Origin of the sequence: Pseudomonas alloputida, assembly GCF_021283545.2 — a bacterium.
GTDB classification, from domain to species: domain Bacteria; phylum Pseudomonadota; class Gammaproteobacteria; order Pseudomonadales; family Pseudomonadaceae; genus Aquipseudomonas; species Aquipseudomonas alloputida.
Genome location: NZ_CP128540.1, coordinates 5,492,501 through 5,507,841, shown reverse-complemented (window position 1 = coordinate 5,507,841; position 15,341 = coordinate 5,492,501). Strand labels below are relative to the sequence as shown.

The 15,341-nt window shown below is 61.9% G+C and carries 15 protein-coding genes (1 of these 15 cut by a window edge); 13 read left to right on the top strand and 2 right to left on the bottom strand.

The window, feature by feature from the left end; all coding sequences use genetic code 11:
- The first annotated feature begins 5 nt into the window (after nt 1-5).
- From LU682_RS25565 to LU682_RS25550, 4 genes are all read left to right on the top strand, one after another.
- Nucleotides 6-890: a heme/hemin ABC transporter substrate-binding protein gene (locus LU682_RS25565; protein ID WP_010955341.1), complete on the top strand. Its 885-nt coding sequence runs from the start codon at nt 6-8 to the stop codon at nt 888-890.
- 50 nt (nt 891-940) lie between these two features.
- Nucleotides 941-1,924 (top strand): FecCD family ABC transporter permease, encoded by a 984-nt coding sequence (locus LU682_RS25560; protein ID WP_162490572.1) that lies wholly within the window; start codon nt 941-943, stop codon nt 1,922-1,924.
- The gene (locus tag LU682_RS25555) at nt 1,924-2,691 is read left to right on the top strand and encodes a heme ABC transporter ATP-binding protein (protein ID WP_010955339.1); all 768 of its coding nucleotides are present in this window, start codon (nt 1,924-1,926) and stop codon (nt 2,689-2,691) included. Before LU682_RS25560 ends, LU682_RS25555 begins: the two co-directional genes overlap by 1 nt.
- A 102-nt stretch (nt 2,692-2,793) precedes the next feature.
- On the top strand, nt 2,794-3,678 hold the full coding sequence (locus tag LU682_RS25550; RefSeq protein ID WP_010955338.1) for a ChaN family lipoprotein: 885 nt from the start codon (nt 2,794-2,796) through the stop codon (nt 3,676-3,678).
- A 180-nt stretch (nt 3,679-3,858) separates the two neighbouring features.
- Here LU682_RS25550 and LU682_RS25545 read toward each other — a convergent pair whose 3' ends face one another.
- Complete coding sequence (locus LU682_RS25545) at nt 3,859-4,137, bottom strand: TfoX/Sxy family protein (RefSeq protein ID WP_010955337.1); 279 nt, start codon at nt 4,135-4,137, stop codon at nt 3,859-3,861.
- Between the two features lie 158 nt (nt 4,138-4,295).
- On the bottom strand, nt 4,296-5,858 hold the full coding sequence (locus LU682_RS25540; RefSeq protein ID WP_049586956.1) for a bifunctional aminoglycoside phosphotransferase/ATP-binding protein: 1,563 nt from the start codon (nt 5,856-5,858) through the stop codon (nt 4,296-4,298).
- 115 nt (nt 5,859-5,973) lie between these two features.
- Between LU682_RS25540 and mrcB the strand changes: the two genes are divergently transcribed.
- The 9 genes from mrcB to msrQ all read left to right on the top strand — a co-directional run.
- Nucleotides 5,974-8,295, top strand: a complete 2,322-nt coding sequence (mrcB, locus tag LU682_RS25535) for a penicillin-binding protein 1B (RefSeq protein WP_010955335.1) — start codon at nt 5,974-5,976, stop codon at nt 8,293-8,295.
- Between the two features lie 15 nt (nt 8,296-8,310).
- A complete protein-coding gene (locus LU682_RS25530; protein WP_010955334.1) occupies nt 8,311-9,111 on the top strand; it encodes a tetratricopeptide repeat protein in 801 nt (266 codons plus the stop codon).
- Nucleotides 9,111-9,443: a YqcC family protein gene (locus tag LU682_RS25525; RefSeq protein WP_003250034.1), complete on the top strand. Its 333-nt coding sequence runs from the start codon at nt 9,111-9,113 to the stop codon at nt 9,441-9,443. Before LU682_RS25530 ends, LU682_RS25525 begins: the two co-directional genes overlap by 1 nt.
- 408 nt (nt 9,444-9,851) lie before the next feature.
- Entirely contained in the window at nt 9,852-11,576 is a 1,725-nt protein-coding gene (locus LU682_RS25520; RefSeq protein ID WP_010955332.1) for an acetolactate synthase 3 large subunit, read from the top strand.
- A 1-nt stretch (nt 11,577) separates the two neighbouring features.
- Nucleotides 11,578-12,069 (top strand): acetolactate synthase small subunit, encoded by a 492-nt coding sequence (gene ilvN, locus LU682_RS25515; protein ID WP_003250040.1) that lies wholly within the window; start codon nt 11,578-11,580, stop codon nt 12,067-12,069.
- Nucleotides 12,070-12,125: 56 nt separating this feature from the next.
- A complete protein-coding gene (gene ilvC, locus LU682_RS25510) occupies nt 12,126-13,142 on the top strand; it encodes a ketol-acid reductoisomerase (protein WP_003250043.1) in 1,017 nt (338 codons plus the stop codon).
- A 150-nt stretch (nt 13,143-13,292) separates the two neighbouring features.
- Entirely contained in the window at nt 13,293-14,144 is an 852-nt protein-coding gene (gene pssA / locus LU682_RS25505) for a CDP-diacylglycerol--serine O-phosphatidyltransferase (protein ID WP_003250045.1), read from the top strand.
- Nucleotides 14,145-14,223: 79 nt separating this feature from the next.
- Complete coding sequence (gene msrP, locus LU682_RS25500) at nt 14,224-15,237, top strand: protein-methionine-sulfoxide reductase catalytic subunit MsrP (RefSeq protein ID WP_049586963.1); 1,014 nt, start codon at nt 14,224-14,226, stop codon at nt 15,235-15,237.
- Nucleotides 15,237-15,341, top strand: the 5' portion of a protein-coding gene (gene msrQ, locus LU682_RS25495; RefSeq protein WP_010955330.1) for a protein-methionine-sulfoxide reductase heme-binding subunit MsrQ. 489 nt of this gene lie beyond the right edge of the window; only the first 105 of its 594 coding nucleotides appear in the window; its start codon is at nt 15,237-15,239; its stop codon lies beyond the right edge, outside the window. The genes msrP and msrQ overlap by 1 nt, the downstream gene beginning before the upstream one ends.

The following is a 15,341-nucleotide window of genomic DNA, read 5'->3' as shown; positions in this document are numbered from 1 at the left end:
ACCCGATGATGCGCCGTCCAGCTGCTTTTCTCGCTCTGTGTGCAAGCCTTGTGCTCTCTACCCAAGCCTTGGCAGCCGAGCTGCCGCAACGCTGGGTCAGCGCGGGTGGCGCCTTGAGCGAGTGGATAACCGCATTGGGAGGTGAAGCGCACCTGGTCGGTGTGGACACTACCAGTCAGCACCCGGCCTCGTTGAAAGCCTTGCCCAGTGTGGGTTATCAGCGGCAACTGTCGGCCGAAGGCATCCTCAGCCTGCGCCCGGATGTGCTGGTGGGCACCGAGGAAATGGGGCCGCCACCGGTACTGGCGCAAATCCGCAAGGCCGGCGTGCGGGTCGAGTTGTTCTCCAGCAAGGCCGAGCTGCCGGCAGTGGATGAAAACCTCAGGCACCTGGGGCAGTTGCTCGGTGCAGAGCAGCAAGCGTCCGCGCTTGCTGCGGACTACCGCCAGCGGCTCGATGCGTTGCAGGCCAACGTCAAGCTGGCCCAGGCCGGGCAGCAGGCTCCCGGGGTGTTGCTGCTGGTCGGCCATGCCGGGGCCAAGCCGCTGATCGCCGGGCAAGGCACTGCCGGTGACTGGCTGCTGAGCCAGGCGGGTGGGCGTAACCTGGCCGCGCACCCAGGCTACAAGAACTTCTCCAACGAAGCCTTGGCGGCGCTTGACCCGGATGTGATCGTGTTTTCCGACCGGGCGCTGGCCGATGAACAGGCCTTGCAGGCGCTGTTGAAAGAAAACCCCGCGCTGGCTGCCTCGCGGGCCGTGCGTGAGAAACGCCTGGTCTCACTGGACCCGACGCTGCTGGTCGGCGGGCTCGGGCCTCGGCTACCGGCGACCTTGCAGTCGCTGGCAGCCACCTTCTACCCGGCTGCTCAGGCCAGCTTCACGCAATGAAACGGCGGGTCTCGCCACGTACGTTGTTCATTAGCCTGAGCCTGCTGTGCCTGTTGGCGATCTGGCTGTCACTGGCGCTGGGGCCAGTCAGCCTGCCAATGTTCGATACCCTGCGCGCTGGCCTGCGCCTGTTGGGGCTGCCCGTTTCCGAAGATGGCCTGCAGCAGGCCGAGATGATCCTTGGTCAGATCCGCCTGCCGCGCACCCTGTTGGGGTTGGCGGTGGGCGCGGTGCTGGCGCTGTCCGGGGTGGCCATGCAGGGGCTGTTCCGCAACCCGCTGGCCGACCCCGGGCTGGTAGGGGTTGCCGCCGGCGCCGCAGTGGGGGCAGCGGTTGCCATTGTCGGCGGCGCCTGGTTTGGCGGCATGCCGGATGCTTTCGCGCCTTATCTGCTGTCGTTCTGCGCGTTTGTCGGCGGGCTTGGGGTAACTGCGCTGGTCTACCGCCTGGGGCGCCGCGATGGCCAGACCAACGTCGCCACGATGCTATTGGCTGGCGTGGCCATGACCGCGCTGGGGGGCGCGGCCGTGGGGCTGTTCTCTTACCTGGCTGATGACGCCACCTTGCGCACGCTGACGTTCTGGAACCTTGGCAGCCTCAATGGCGCCAGCTATGAGCGGCTGTGGCCATTATTGCTGGTGGCGACAGGCGTAGCGGTGTGGCTGCCGCGCCGGGCCAAGGCGCTGAATGCCCTGTTGCTGGGTGAGTCGGAGGCGCGCCACCTGGGCGTTGACGTGGAGCGGCTCAAGCGTGAATTGGTGTTCTGCACGGCGCTGGGGGTGGGGGCGGCAGTGGCAGCAGCCGGGTTGATCGGCTTCATTGGCCTGGTAGTGCCGCACTTGGTTCGCCTGCTGGCCGGGCCCGATCACCGTGTGGTGCTGCCAGCCTCGCTGCTGGCCGGCGGTGTGCTGATGTTGTTCGCCGACCTGGCGGCGCGGCTGCTGCTGGCGCCTGCCGAGCTGCCGATTGGTATTGTCACGGCCTTCATCGGTGCGCCGTTCTTCCTGTTCCTGCTGATGCGAGGGCGCGGCTGATGTTGCAAGTTGAGGGCCTGTATCTGTGCAGGGGCAGCAATGAGGTGCTGCACGACATTCACCTGCAGTTGCCTCCGGGGCAGGTCGTGGGTGTGCTTGGCCCAAACGGTGCCGGCAAGAGCAGCCTGCTGAGTGTGCTGTGCGGTGAACTGGCGCCCGACCGCGGGCGGGTAACGCTGCAGGGCCGCCCCCTGGCCGATTGGGCCGGGCAGGAACGGGCAAGGCGCCTGGCAGTGTTGCCACAGGTGTCCAGTTTGGGTTTCTCGTTTCGGGTGGAGGAAGTGGTGGGCATGGGGCGCATGCCTCATGGCACCGGTCAGCGGCGCGATGCGGAAATTGTCGAAGCAGCGTTGCGGGCGGCAGATGCCTGGCACCTGGTGGCGCGCAGTTACCTGGCGCTTTCCGGTGGCGAGCGGCAACGGGTGCACCTGGCCCGCGTGCTGGCGCAGCTATGGCCGGGCGAGGAGGGCAGCACGTTGCTGCTCGACGAACCGACTTCGATGCTCGACCCGCTGCATCAGCACACCACCCTGGAAGCCGTACGCCGTTTCGCCGACTGCGGTGCTGCAGTGTTGGTGATCCTGCATGACCTGAACCTGGCGGCGCGTTACTGTGACCGTATCCTGTTGCTGGAGCAGGGGCGCTGCCATGCGTTTGCCACGCCCGAAGCGGCACTGACCCCAGCGGCCCTGAAGGCGGTGTACGGTATCGACGTACTGGTGCAGGCGCACCCCGAGCGCGGGCATCCGCTGATCATCACCCGTTGATTCTCGAACCGTGCACGGCCTTTGTGGAAGCGACCTTGTCTTGCGACCGGCCCGCCCCCGGTGCAGGCCATTTAAAGTGTGGATGACATGGAGTAACTGCCGATGCGACACCCGCTGCTGTCCGGTTTCTCGCTGTGCCTGGTACTGGCAATAGGCGGCTGTCAGGCCAGCCTGCCGCCGTTGCCCGCCTGGCAGAGCAGTGAAGGTCGCACGCACGCCGAGCTGGGAAAGATTGTCGACCTGTCCAATGAGCAGGTCATAAGCCCTGAAACGCTGGTGCAGCGCCTGGCTGATGCGCCCCGAGTGCTTGTCGGCGAGAAGCATGACAACCCTGACCATCACGCGCTGCAACTGTGGCTGCTGCGCGCTCTTCAAGGCCAGCGCACTCAGGGCAGCCTGTTGCTGGAGATGCTGCAGCCCAGCCAGCAATCGCGGGTGGACAAGCTGGTGGGGCAGCCTTTGCCGGAAGACTTGCCCAAGGCACTGGCCTGGCAGGAGGGCTGGGATTGGCAGTTGTACGGGCCGATTGTCACCGAAGCCTTGCAGCATCGGGTGACGTTGCTGGCCGCCAACCTTTCGCCCGACGAGATGCGTCAGGCCTATCGACAGCCGGCTCCGGTGCCGGGCGAAAAGTCCAATGCACCCGCGGTAAAGGCTGCCTTGCTGGAACAGGTGCGCGCCGGGCATTGCGGGATGCTGCCGGAAAACCAGTTACCGGCGATGCTGGCCGTTCAGCAGCAGCGCGACCGGCGCATGGCCGAGCGCTTGCAGGCGGCACCGCAACCGGCACTGCTGTTTGCCGGGGCTTACCATGTGCGCAAGGACCTGGGCATACCCTTGCATCTGGCTGACCTGGGGGCGACGGGGGAGAGCAAGGTATTGCTGCTGGCTGAGGTGGGCGAGCGAACCGAGCCTGGCGAGGCTGATTATGTGTGGTACACGGCGGCGATGCCGGAGCAGGATTATTGTGCGCAGCTGCGGCGCTGATCCTGAAAAGGCACAGGCAAAAAAAGACCCGGCAAATTGCCGGGTCAATAACCGTGATTAGCCTGATGAGGAGATAATCTGAGAGTCCGAACCAGGGGCTCTTAGCTTATCCAACCAGTCTCGCGACCAGTTGCGATAATCATAACAATTCTCATTTAGCCGTCAATCCCTTTGCCCCGATTATTTGGGTTTTTTTTGCGTAGGGTTTTTCGCGTCCAATTGTTGGTTGAGTGCTTCCTTGCGTTCGAGCGGTAAATCGTTCCAGTGCATGTCCAGCAGGGCGCCTTCAATGGCATACAACAGCACCTTCGATGCACGGAACCCTCGTGTCTTCACGGCCTGGTACGCACCCACCGCGCCCAGGCGGCGCAAATCCGATGCACTGTGGATGCCGGCTGCATGCAGCCACTGCGCAGACGTCTTGCCAAGGTTCTTCAGATGCTGCAATTCATCGTTCATCGAGCCTCCTTGCGATGGCTGAACGGGAATGGGGGGATAAATCGCGAGCAGGTCTGAGAGGAGTGTAGCGGGCGTTGGGAAATATGCGGCTTTTTGCCATCGGAGGGTGAGCGGCCTGTGCCTGCCCATTGGCGGGCAGGCACAGGAAGGTGACGAACTTACAGGCCAGGCAACCGCTGGCGAATCTGCTCGATCACCTGATCCATGCTGCCGGCAGCCTGGGTATCGACGCGGGTGCTGTGCACCAGCTCCTGCGCATCCAGCGCCTCACGGCTGGCCTGCTGAGCCTTGATCACCTCCAGCGTGGCATCCGACGGGTCGCTGTTTTCGGCCTGGCGCTGCTCCAGCCAACTGGCGATGACCGCCTCTGGCGCGTGACAGTCGAGGATGAGGAACGGCACGCCGGTCTGGCTGGCAACGTCTGCTGCAGCCTGGCGTTGTTCACGCTTGAGGTAGGTGGCGTCCAGCACCACCGGGAAGCCGGCGCGCAGCACGGTCGCTGCTACCTCGTGCAGGCGCTGATAGGTCGCTGCGCTGGCGTCCTGGTCGTATATGCCGGTACTCAGCTGGCCGGCGTCGGCCTGCGGTTGTTCGCCGAACAGGCGCTTACGCTCTACGTCCGAACGCACGCGCACTGCACCCAGGGCCTCGACCAGGCGCATGGCCACGTGACTTTTGCCCACCGCCGAAACGCCATGGGTGATGGCCAGCAGGCGCGACGGGATGGCGCTGTAGCTTTCGGCCAGGTTGGCGTAGTTGCGGTAGGTGCGCAGGGTGGTGGCACGCTGAACGCCATCAGCGTCGGCCGGCATGCTGAACAATGCGACCTTGGCCCGTACGAGCGCGCGGTAGGCTTTGTAGAAGTTGAGCAGTTCCAGGCCTTCGTAATCCCCCGTCAGTTCCAGGTACTGGCTGATGAAGCGCCGGGCCAGGCACTTCAGGCCGCGGTCTTCCAGGTCCATGGCCAGGAAGGCGGTGTCGGCGTAGACGTCGGTCAGTCGGAAAGGCTCGTTGAACTCGATGCAATCGAAGATCACCACCTTGCCATCGATCAAGGTGGCGTTGCCCAGGTGGATGTCACCGTGGCACTCACGGATGAAGCCATTGGCCTTGCGCTTTTCCAGCAGCCCTTGCAGGCGCTCGAAGCTGCTGCGGGCCCAGGCCTGCAGGGCGTCGAGTTGCTGCAGATCGGCTTTGTCGCTGAGGAATGGGCGAATCTGCTCGAAGTTCTGCTCCACCGGGGCCATCACGCTCTCTGGCGTGCCCAGCGGGTGCTCCATCGGCACACGTGGGGCCTGCAGGTGAAACTCGGCAATCTGCCGGGCCATCTGGTCGATGTGCGTGGCGTTCAGTTCGCCATTGGCCTGCAGGGTGTTGAGCATCTGGCCCTGGGGGAACTGGCGCATCTTCAGCACATACTCGATGGCTTCACCTTCGCCACCGATCTGCGGTGCGTCGACGCTACCGGTGATCGGCAACACTTCCAGGTACAGGCCTTCGGTCAGGCGTTGGTTCAGGCGCAATTCTTCATTACAGAAATGCTGGCGCTGGTCCAGTCCGGTGAAGTCCAGGAAGCCGAAATTCATCGGTTTCTTGATCTTGTAGGCGTATTCGCCAGTGAGCAGGACCCAGGAGATATGCGTCTCGATGAGCTGAAACCCCTCCACGGGGTGAGGGTACAGGGCAGGGTTCTGCAACGCAGTAATAAGAGCTTGGCTCACGGCAAATCCTTCCGGGGCAAGGGAATTCGAATGCGCCATTATGGTCAATGGTGCCGTCCCTGCCTACCGCCGGGCCGTCTGCCCAGCCTTTATAAAGTGCGTATAATCCGCCGCCATGACCCGAACCCGAAATCCCCGCACCCCTCAGAAACGCCCGACCGGCCGCTCCCGCGCCTGGCTGGGCTGGGCTTTGAAGCTCAGCCTGGTTGGCCTGGTGATCGTTGCCGGCTTCGCGGTTTACCTCGATGCCGTCGTCCAGGAAAAGTTCTCCGGCAAGCGCTGGACCATCCCGGCCAAAGTGTATGCCCGACCGCTGGAGCTGTTCACCGGCCAGAAGTTGAGCAAGAACGACTTCCTCACCGAGCTCGATGCGCTCGGCTACCGTCGCGAAAGCGCGGCCAACGGCCCGGGCGCTGCGTCCGTCAACGGCAATACCGTCGACCTCAATACCCGTGGCTTCCAGTTCTACGAGGGCATGGAACCGGCGCAGTTCGTCCGCGTGCGCTTCTCTGGCGATTACGTTGCGGGCCTTTCCGGTGCCAACGGCAAGGCGCTTGACGTGGTGCGGCTGGAGCCGCTGATGATCGGCGGCATCTACCCGAAAAATCTCGAAGACCGCATCCTGATCAAGATCGATCAGGTACCCAAATATCTGCTCGAAACCTTGGTGGCAACGGAGGACCGCGAGTTCTACAGCCACTTCGGCGTGTCGCCAAAGTCCATCGTCCGGGCCATGTGGGTCAACACGTCGTCCGGCTCGATGCGCCAGGGTGGCAGTACCCTGACCCAGCAGTTGGTGAAGAACTTCTACCTCAGCAGCGAGCGCAGCCTCAGCCGCAAGCTGACCGAGGCGATGATGGCGGTCCTGCTCGAACTGCACTACGACAAACGCGAAATCCTTGAGGCCTACCTCAACGAGGTGTTCGTCGGCCAGGACGGTCAGCGCGCGGTGCACGGCTTTGGTCTGGCTAGCCAGTTCTTCTTCAGCCAGCCGCTGTCCGAGCTGAAACTGCATCAGATCGCCCTGCTGGTAGGCATGGTCAAAGGCCCGTCCTACTACAACCCGCGGCGTCACCCCGAGCGGGCCCTGGCTCGCCGCAACCTGGTGCTCGACCTGGTGGCCGAGCAGGGCGTGGCCAGCCAGGCAGAAGTCGATGCGGCGAAGAAAATGCCGCTGGGCGTGACCAAGCGTGGCAGCCTGGCCGACAGCTCGTTCCCAGCCTTCCTCGACCTGGTCAAGCGACAGTTGCGCCAGGATTACCGCGACGAGGACTTGACCGAAGAAGGCCTGCGCATCTTTACCAGCTTCGACCCTATCCTGCAGATGAAGGCCGAAACCTCGATGAGCGAGACCTTCAAGCGCCTGGCGGGCCGCAAGGGGGCAGACGATGTGGAAGCGGCGATGGTCGTGACCAACCCTGAGACCGGTGAAGTACAGGCGCTGATCGGTAGCCGCCAGGCAGGCTTCGCCGGCTTCAACCGGGCCATCGATGCTGTGCGGCCGATCGGCTCGTTGGTCAAGCCGTCGGTATACCTGACTGCGCTGGAGCAGCCGAGCAAGTACACCCTGACCAGTTGGGTGCAGGACGAGCCATTTTCGGTCAAGGGCGCTGACGGCCAAGTCTGGCGCCCGCAAAACTATGACCGCCGCCCGCATGGCACGATCTACCTGTACCAGGGGCTGGCCAACTCCTACAACCTGTCGACCGCCAAGCTCGGCCTGGAAGTGGGTGTGCCGAACGTGATCAAGACCATCGGTCGCTTGGGCGTGAATGTCGACTGGCCTGCATTCCCGGCCATGTTGCTGGGGGCAGGTGGCATGTCGCCGATGCAGGTGGCAACCATGTACCAGACCATCGCCAACGGTGGCTTCAACACGCCGATGCGCGGCATCCGCAGCGTGCTCACCGCCGAGGGCGAGCCGCTCAAGCGCTACCCGTTCCAGATCCAGCAAACCTTCGACCCAGGTGCCATTTACCTGGTGCAGAACGCCATGCAACGCGTAATGCGCGAAGGTACAGGGCGCTCGGTGTACAACACCTTGCCACGCTCGCTGACCCTGGCGGGCAAGACCGGTACCAGTAACGACTCGCGTGACAGCTGGTTCTCCGGCTTCAGTCAGGATCTGCTGGCCGTGGTGTGGATGGGGCGTGACGATAACGGCAAGACACCGTTTACCGGCGCCACCGGCGCCTTGCAGGTGTGGACCAGCTTCATGAAGAAGGCCGACCCGCTGCCGCTGGACATGCCGCAACCGGATAACGTGGTGCAGGCCTGGATCGACCCCTACAGTGGCCATGGGTCTGATGCCAGCTGTCCGGGAGCGGTGCAGATGCCGTATATTCGCGGGAGCGAACCGCCGGCCGGCGCAGCCTGTGGCGGCGAGCAGGACCCAGTAGAATCGGTAATGGACTGGGTCAAAGGCTGGATGAATTAAGCACAGGCTGCATTGATGAGGTGTGATGTGAACAAGTGGCTGTTTCCTGCCGTGACGGCGTTGGCTGTGCTCCAGGGGTGCTCCAGCGTCCCGCGTGGCAATATTCCGGTGGTCGATTCGAGCACCCGCGTGTCCAACAGCGAACGCGTGACGGCCAACCGCTCGGCGGGTGGCTATAACGCCGGCACCGCCCAGGCGCAGACGCTGCCGGAGGATTCCGGTGTCACCGTGATGATCCCGCAGGGCGCAGGCGCTTCGGGCATCCAGACGTTCCCGGCGTCCAATGGCGCCGCGCCGATCAGTACCTCGCCGATCACGCCAGGGCCGATCAGTACAGGGCCTGTCAGTTCGGCGCCGATGACCACCAATCCCAACCCGATTGCCGACGAACCCTTCGACATCGCTGCGATGAACAGCACCCCGCAAAGCGCCAGTGCGCCAACCGGTATTCCGCGCAGCGCCGCCGCCGGCGGCCTGTCGGCCGACGAGCAGCTGGACGGTCCTGTGCTGGCACTGTTGACCACCGCGCAGACGCAGCAGGGCAGCGGCGACTTCAACGGTGCCGCTTCGAGCCTTGAACGTGCCCAGCGCATTGCTCCGCGTGAGCCGCAGGTGCTGTATCGCCTGGCCCAGGTGCGCCTTTCGCAAGGTGATGCAGCGCAGGCCGAGCAGTTGGCGCGCCGCGCCCTGACTTACGCCAACGGCCGCCCAAGCCTGCAGGCAGAGCTTTGGAACACGATCGCCCAGGCCCGTGAAAAGCAGGGTGACAGCGCTGGGGCTGCGCTGGCCCGGCAAAAGGCGCGGGTCAATTCGTGATGATCGAGCAACGCGTGCTGGATATTGCCGACCACCTGCTCTTGATCGAGCGCGAGCTGCAGGTGCAAGGTTGGTGGGATGACGAGCCGCCAAGCGACGAGGCACTGGCCAGTACGGTGCCGTTCGCCGTGGATACCCTCAGTTTTGAGCAGTGGCTGCAATGGATCTTCCTGCCCCGCATGAAGATCATCATCGAGCTGGGGCACCCGCTGCCCAATGCATCGAGCATCCTTGTCATGGCCGAAACCGTGTTTACCGACCGGCCGGAGCAAAGTCGTGAGCTACGCCGCCTGTTGGCAGCTTTTGATCAATTGATCGCTCCTTCCGCCTGATTTCTTCAGTTTTTCCGTCAAGGGCCGCAGATTGTGGCCCTTTTTTTTGGAAATCTTCTTAATTCTGCTGCTGAAGCGATTTTTAGTGGTGGCAGGAATTCATCTTGAGGAAAAATTGGCAATAATTTTTCTTGACTTGTTGGCGCCGAATCACAAGAATCCAACTTCCGCTGTAGAGGGACTGCCAGAAGCAGACCCGCTAAGCAGATCATGAGGTGCACACCCGCGCCGACCTGTTACACCCCGCAACGCGTTACCTCGCGCTGGGTGGGAAACCCCCGCAACACTCTGGGGATCTCCCAATACTTGCTCAGTCAGTGCTGACGTTCGCTCATGCTCTGCTTGGCAGTAAACCTATTAAGACCCGTCCAGTGAGGGCGGTATTCTGGCGTTTTAGAGGTGAACAACGTGGAGCTTTTATCTGGCGCTGAGATGGTCGTCCGCTTCTTGCGTGACGAAGGCGTTAAGCACATCTACGGGTACCCTGGTGGTGCTCTCCTGCATGTTTACGACGCACTGTTCAAAGAACCGGAAGTGGAACACATCCTGGTTCGTCACGAGCAGGCGGCCACCCATATGGCGGACGGCTACGCTCGCGCCACCGGCAAGGCCGGTGTGGTGCTGGTAACCTCCGGTCCTGGCGCGACCAATGCCATTACCGGTATTGCCACCGCCTACATGGACTCGATTCCGATGGTCATCCTGTCCGGCCAGGTGCCTAGCACCATGGTGGGCACCGATGCCTTCCAGGAAACCGACATGATTGGTATCTCGCGGCCGATCGTGAAGCACAGCTTCATGATCAAGAATCCGACCGAGATCCCTGAAGTTCTGAAAAAAGCTTTCTACCTGGCGCAATCCGGTCGTCCAGGTCCAGTCGTGGTCGACATTCCAAAAGATATGACCAACCCGGCTGAGAAGTTCGAATACGTCTACCCGAAAAAGGTCAAGCTGCGCTCCTACAGCCCGGCGGTCCGCGGTCACTCCGGCCAGATCCGCAAGGCTGCCGAGATGCTTCTGGCGGCCAAGCGCCCGGTCGTCTACTCCGGTGGCGGTGTGATCCTCGGCGGTGGCTCCGAAGCCCTGACTGAAATCGCCAAGTCGCTGAACCTGCCGGTCACCAATACCCTGATGGGGTTGGGTGGCTTCCCGGGTACCGACCGCCAGTTCCTCGGCATGCTCGGCATGCATGGCAGCTACACCGCCAACATGGCCATGCATCATGCCGATGTCATCTTTGCCGTCGGTGCGCGTTTCGACGACCGCGTTGTAAACGGCCCGGCCAAGTTCTGCCCGAACGCCAAGATCATTCACATCGACATCGACCCGGCGTCGATCTCGAAGATGATCAAGGCCGACGTGCCAATCGTCGGCCCGGTCGACAGCGTGCTCAGCGAAATGCTCGGCATCCTCAAGGAAATCGGCGAGCAGCCTGACAAGGCGGCGCTGGATGCCTGGTGGAAGCAGATTGACGAATGGCGTGGCAATGGCGAGTTGTTCCCTTACGACAAGGGCGATGGCAACGTCATCAAACCGCAGAAAGTCATCGAGACACTGTGCGAAGTGACCAATGGCGATGCCTTCGTCACTTCCGACGTGGGCCAGCACCAGATGTTTGCCGCGCAGTACTACCGCTTCAACAAGCCAAACCGCTGGATCAACTCCGGTGGCCTGGGCACCATGGGCTTCGGCTTCCCGGCGGCGATGGGCGTCAAGCTCAACTTCCCGGATCAGGACGTGGCCTGTGTGACCGGCGAAGGCAGCATCCAGATGAACATCCAGGAGCTGTCCACCTGCATGCAATACGGCCTGCCGGTGAAGATCGTCAACCTGAACAACGGCGTGTTGGGCATGGTCCGCCAGTGGCAGGACATGGCCTACAACGGTCGTCACTCGCACTCGTACGTCGAGTCGCTGCCTGACTTTATCAAGCTGGCTGAGGCCTATGGCCATGTGGGTATCCGCATCACCAGCCTGAAGGACCTCAAGCCGAAGCTGGAAGAAGCGTTTGCGATGAAGGACCGTCTGGTGTTCATCGACATCGCGGTTGACCGCAGTGAGCACGTCTATCCGATGCAGATCAAGGATGGCTCGATGCGTGACATGTGGCTGAGCAAGACGGAGCGTACCTGATATGCGGCACATCATTTCCCTGCTGCTGGAAAACGAACCAGGTGCGTTGTCCCGCGTGGTCGGCCTGTTCTCCCAGCGCAACTACAACATTGAAAGCCTGACTGTAGCGCCAACCGAAGACCCGACCCTGTCGCGTCTGACGCTGACCACCGTTGGCCATGACGAAGTGATCGAACAGATCACCAAGAACCTGAACAAGCTGGTCGAAGTGGTCAAGCTTGTCGACCTGTCGGAAAGCGCTCACATCGAGCGTGAACTGATGTTGGTCAAGGTCAAGGCCACCGGTGCCCAGCGTGCCGAGATCAAGCGCACCACGGATATCTTCCGTGGCCAGATCGTCGACGTGACCGCCAGCGTGTACACCGTGCAGCTGAGCGGTACCAGCGACAAACTGGACAGCTTCATCCAGGCGATCGGCACTGCATCGATTCTGGAAACCGTGCGCAGCGGCGTTACCGGCATTGCCCGTGGCGACAAAGTGCTCAGCATCTAAATCCAAAAAATTAGCGATGGCTCCGCAGGGGCCGAGATATAACCAGGGGTATTTTCATGAAAGTTTTCTACGATAAAGACTGCGACCTTTCCATCATCCAGGGTAAGAAAGTCGCCATCATCGGTTACGGCTCCCAGGGCCACGCTCAGGCGTGCAACCTGAAAGACTCCGGTGTAGACGTTACCGTCGGTCTGCGTAAAGGTTCGGCTACCGTTGCCAAGGCTGAAGCCCACGGCCTGAAAGTTGCCGACGTTGCTACCGCTGTCGCTGCGGCTGACCTGGTCATGATCCTGACCCCGGACGAGTTCCAGGGCGCTCTGTACAAGAACGAAATCGAGCCGAACATCAAGAAGGGCGCTACCCTGGCCTTCTCTCACGGCTTCTCGATCCACTACAACCAGGTTGTTCCGCGTGCCGACCTCGACGTGATCATGATCGCGCCGAAAGCCCCGGGCCACACCGTTCGCTCCGAGTTCGTCAAAGGCGGCGGCATCCCTGACCTGATCGCTATCTACCAGGACGCTTCCGGCAACGCCAAGAACGTCGCACTGTCCTATGCTTCGGGCGTAGGTGGTGGCCGTACCGGTATCATCGAAACCACCTTCAAGGACGAAACCGAAACCGACCTGTTCGGTGAGCAGGCTGTTCTGTGTGGCGGTACCGTCGAGCTGGTCAAAGCCGGTTTCGAAACCCTGGTCGAAGCTGGCTACGCGCCGGAAATGGCCTACTTCGAGTGCCTGCACGAGCTGAAGCTGATCGTAGACCTCATGTACGAAGGCGGCATCGCCAACATGAACTACTCGATCTCCAACAACGCCGAATACGGTGAGTACGTCACTGGCCCGGAAGTCATCAACGAAGAATCCCGCAAGGCCATGCGCAATGCTCTGAAGCGCATCCAGGACGGCGAGTACGCGAAGATGTTCATCTCCGAAGGTGCTACCAACTACCCATCGATGACCGCCAAGCGCCGCAACAACGCCGCTCACGGCATCGAGATCATCGGCGAGCAGCTGCGCTCGATGATGCCGTGGATCTCGGCTAACAAAATCGTCGACAAGACCAAGAACTAAGTCTTATCGAAAGATGAAAAACGCGGCTTCGGCCGCGTTTTTTCGTTCTGGCATCCAGCTTCTGGTATAAAGCAGACCAGTGGCTCGCTGTCAGAACCTGTTTCGCGGGCCCGTGTCGAACATTTTCCATCCTGTTGCAAGGTACCCTCCATGAGCGAACGTCCCGAAGAGCCGAACAAGCCCTCCGACGCCGAAAGCCTGCTACCTGTCGATGAGCACGTTGAAGAAGGGCATGACGCCGAAGGCCGCAAGGTGCGCCACCGCGGCATCTACCTGTTGCCCAACCTGTTTACCACCGCCAACCTGTTTGCCGGTTTCTATTCCATCATCAGCTCGATGAGCGCACAGAGCGCCCTGAGTGCCGGCGACCCGCGCGAGGCGAGCAAGTACTTCGCTTTTGCCGCTATCGCCATCTTCGTGGCCATGGTGCTCGACGGCCTGGACGGCCGCGTTGCGCGCATGACCAATACCCAGAGTGCCTTCGGTGCCGAGTATGACTCGCTGTCGGATATGGTCGCCTTCGGCGTGGCCCCGGCTTTGCTGGCCTTCGGCTGGGCGCTGGGTGACATGGGCAAGGTCGGCTGGATGGTTGCCTTCATCTATGTGGCCGGTGCCGCGTTGCGCCTGGCGCGCTTCAATACCCAGGTCGGTACCGCCGACAAGCGCTACTTCATCGGCCTGGCCAGCCCGGCTGCCGCCGGTGTGGTGGCAGGCACCGTATGGGCGTTCAGCGACTACGGCATCCAGGGCTCCAAGCTGTCGTTCCTGGTCGCGCTGCTGGTGGCTGCTGCTGGCATGCTGATGGTCAGCAACATCAAGTACAACAGTTTCAAGGAGCTGGACCTCAAGGGGCGCGTCCCGTTCGTGGCGATCCTGGCGGTGGTGCTGGTGTTTGCCGTCGTGTTCAGCGACCCGCCGCGTATCCTGCTGTTGATCTTCCTTGCCTATGCAGCATCGGGGCCGATCCAGTTCCTGCTGAAGGCGCGCCGTCGCAAAGCGTGAAAATCACTTAACGCTGGAATAACCTCACGGCTCCATAGTCTTACTGGTACATCCGTTACTCAGTGCTATGGAGCCGTTCATGCTTATCAAGCTTCCCAGGTCTTCCGAGTGCAAGGCGTCGGAGATCACCCCCGAAGGCATTTACCTTTCCCGTCGTACCCTGCTGGGTGGCTCATTGGCTGGCTTGGCGCTAGGCGCATTGCCGGGCGGGGTGGGCGCGGCGCAAATGTCGCGTTATGCCGATGTGCAGGCTGGGGCCGCGCCGGCCTGGTTCACTGACAAGCTCGCGGCCACGCGCTGGCAGGCGGTGACGGTGAAGGACGAGGCGATCACGCCGTTCAAGGATGCCACTCACTACAACAACTTCTACGAGTTCGGGCCCGACAAGGGCGACCCGGCGGCCAATGGCGACAGCCTGAAGACCGAACCGTGGTCCATTGTGGTGGATGGTGAGGTGCGCAAGCCCGGACGCTATGCACTGGAGGACTTCGTCAAACCCTATCAGCTTGAGGAGCGGATCTATCGGCTGCGCTGCGTAGAGGCGTGGTCGATGGTCATTCCGTGGCTGGGGTTCCCTTTGGCTCAGGTGCTCAAGCAGGTTGAGCCGACTTCCAGTGCGCGTTATGTGCGTTTCGAAACGCTGAAGGATCCGCAGCATATGCCGGGGCAACGTTCTGGCTTCGCCTTGATCGACTGGCCTTATAGAGAAGGGTTGCGCCTGGATGAGGCGATGCACCCGTTGGCAATTCTCGCGGTGGGTATGTACGGCCGGGAACTGCCCAACCAGAACGGTGCGCCGTTGCGTTTGGTGGTGCCTTGGAAGTATGGCTTCAAGAGCATCAAGTCGATTGTGCGCATCAGCCTGGTAGCGGAGCAGCCCGGTACTACCTGGGAAGGGCTGGCGCCGGATGAATATGGTTTCTATGCCAATGTGAACCCGACAGTCGACCACCCGCGCTGGAGCCAGGCGCGCGAACGTCGTTTGCCCAGCGGGTTGTTCAGCCCCAACGTGCGGGAGACACAGATGTTCAATGGCTATGCCGATGAAGTGGCGTCGCTGTATACCGGGCTCGATCTGCGGAAGAACTACTGATGCGTTACCCCTGGTTTCGCTTGGCCATCTTCATCGTAGGCTGCCTGTTCCCGGTGTGGTGGCTATATGAAGCGGCGATGAACCTGCTGGGGCCTGATCCCGGG

Coding starts and splice junctions, on each gene's coding strand:
- LU682_RS25525 (WP_003250034.1), top strand. CDS start 9,111: ATGATCGAGCAACGCGTGCTGGATATTGCCGACCACCTGCTCTTGATC.
- ilvC (WP_003250043.1), top strand. CDS start 12,126: ATGAAAGTTTTCTACGATAAAGACTGCGACCTTTCCATCATCCAGGGT.
- LU682_RS25545 (WP_010955337.1), bottom strand. CDS start 4,137: ATGAACGATGAATTGCAGCATCTGAAGAACCTTGGCAAGACGTCTGCG.
- LU682_RS25550 (WP_010955338.1), top strand. CDS start 2,794: ATGCGACACCCGCTGCTGTCCGGTTTCTCGCTGTGCCTGGTACTGGCA.
- LU682_RS25565 (WP_010955341.1), top strand. CDS start 6: ATGATGCGCCGTCCAGCTGCTTTTCTCGCTCTGTGTGCAAGCCTTGTG.
- LU682_RS25555 (WP_010955339.1), top strand. CDS start 1,924: ATGTTGCAAGTTGAGGGCCTGTATCTGTGCAGGGGCAGCAATGAGGTG.
- LU682_RS25530 (WP_010955334.1), top strand. CDS start 8,311: ATGAGGTGTGATGTGAACAAGTGGCTGTTTCCTGCCGTGACGGCGTTG.
- mrcB (WP_010955335.1), top strand. CDS start 5,974: ATGACCCGAACCCGAAATCCCCGCACCCCTCAGAAACGCCCGACCGGC.
- pssA (WP_003250045.1), top strand. CDS start 13,293: ATGAGCGAACGTCCCGAAGAGCCGAACAAGCCCTCCGACGCCGAAAGC.
- msrP (WP_049586963.1), top strand. CDS start 14,224: ATGCTTATCAAGCTTCCCAGGTCTTCCGAGTGCAAGGCGTCGGAGATC.
- ilvN (WP_003250040.1), top strand. CDS start 11,578: ATGCGGCACATCATTTCCCTGCTGCTGGAAAACGAACCAGGTGCGTTG.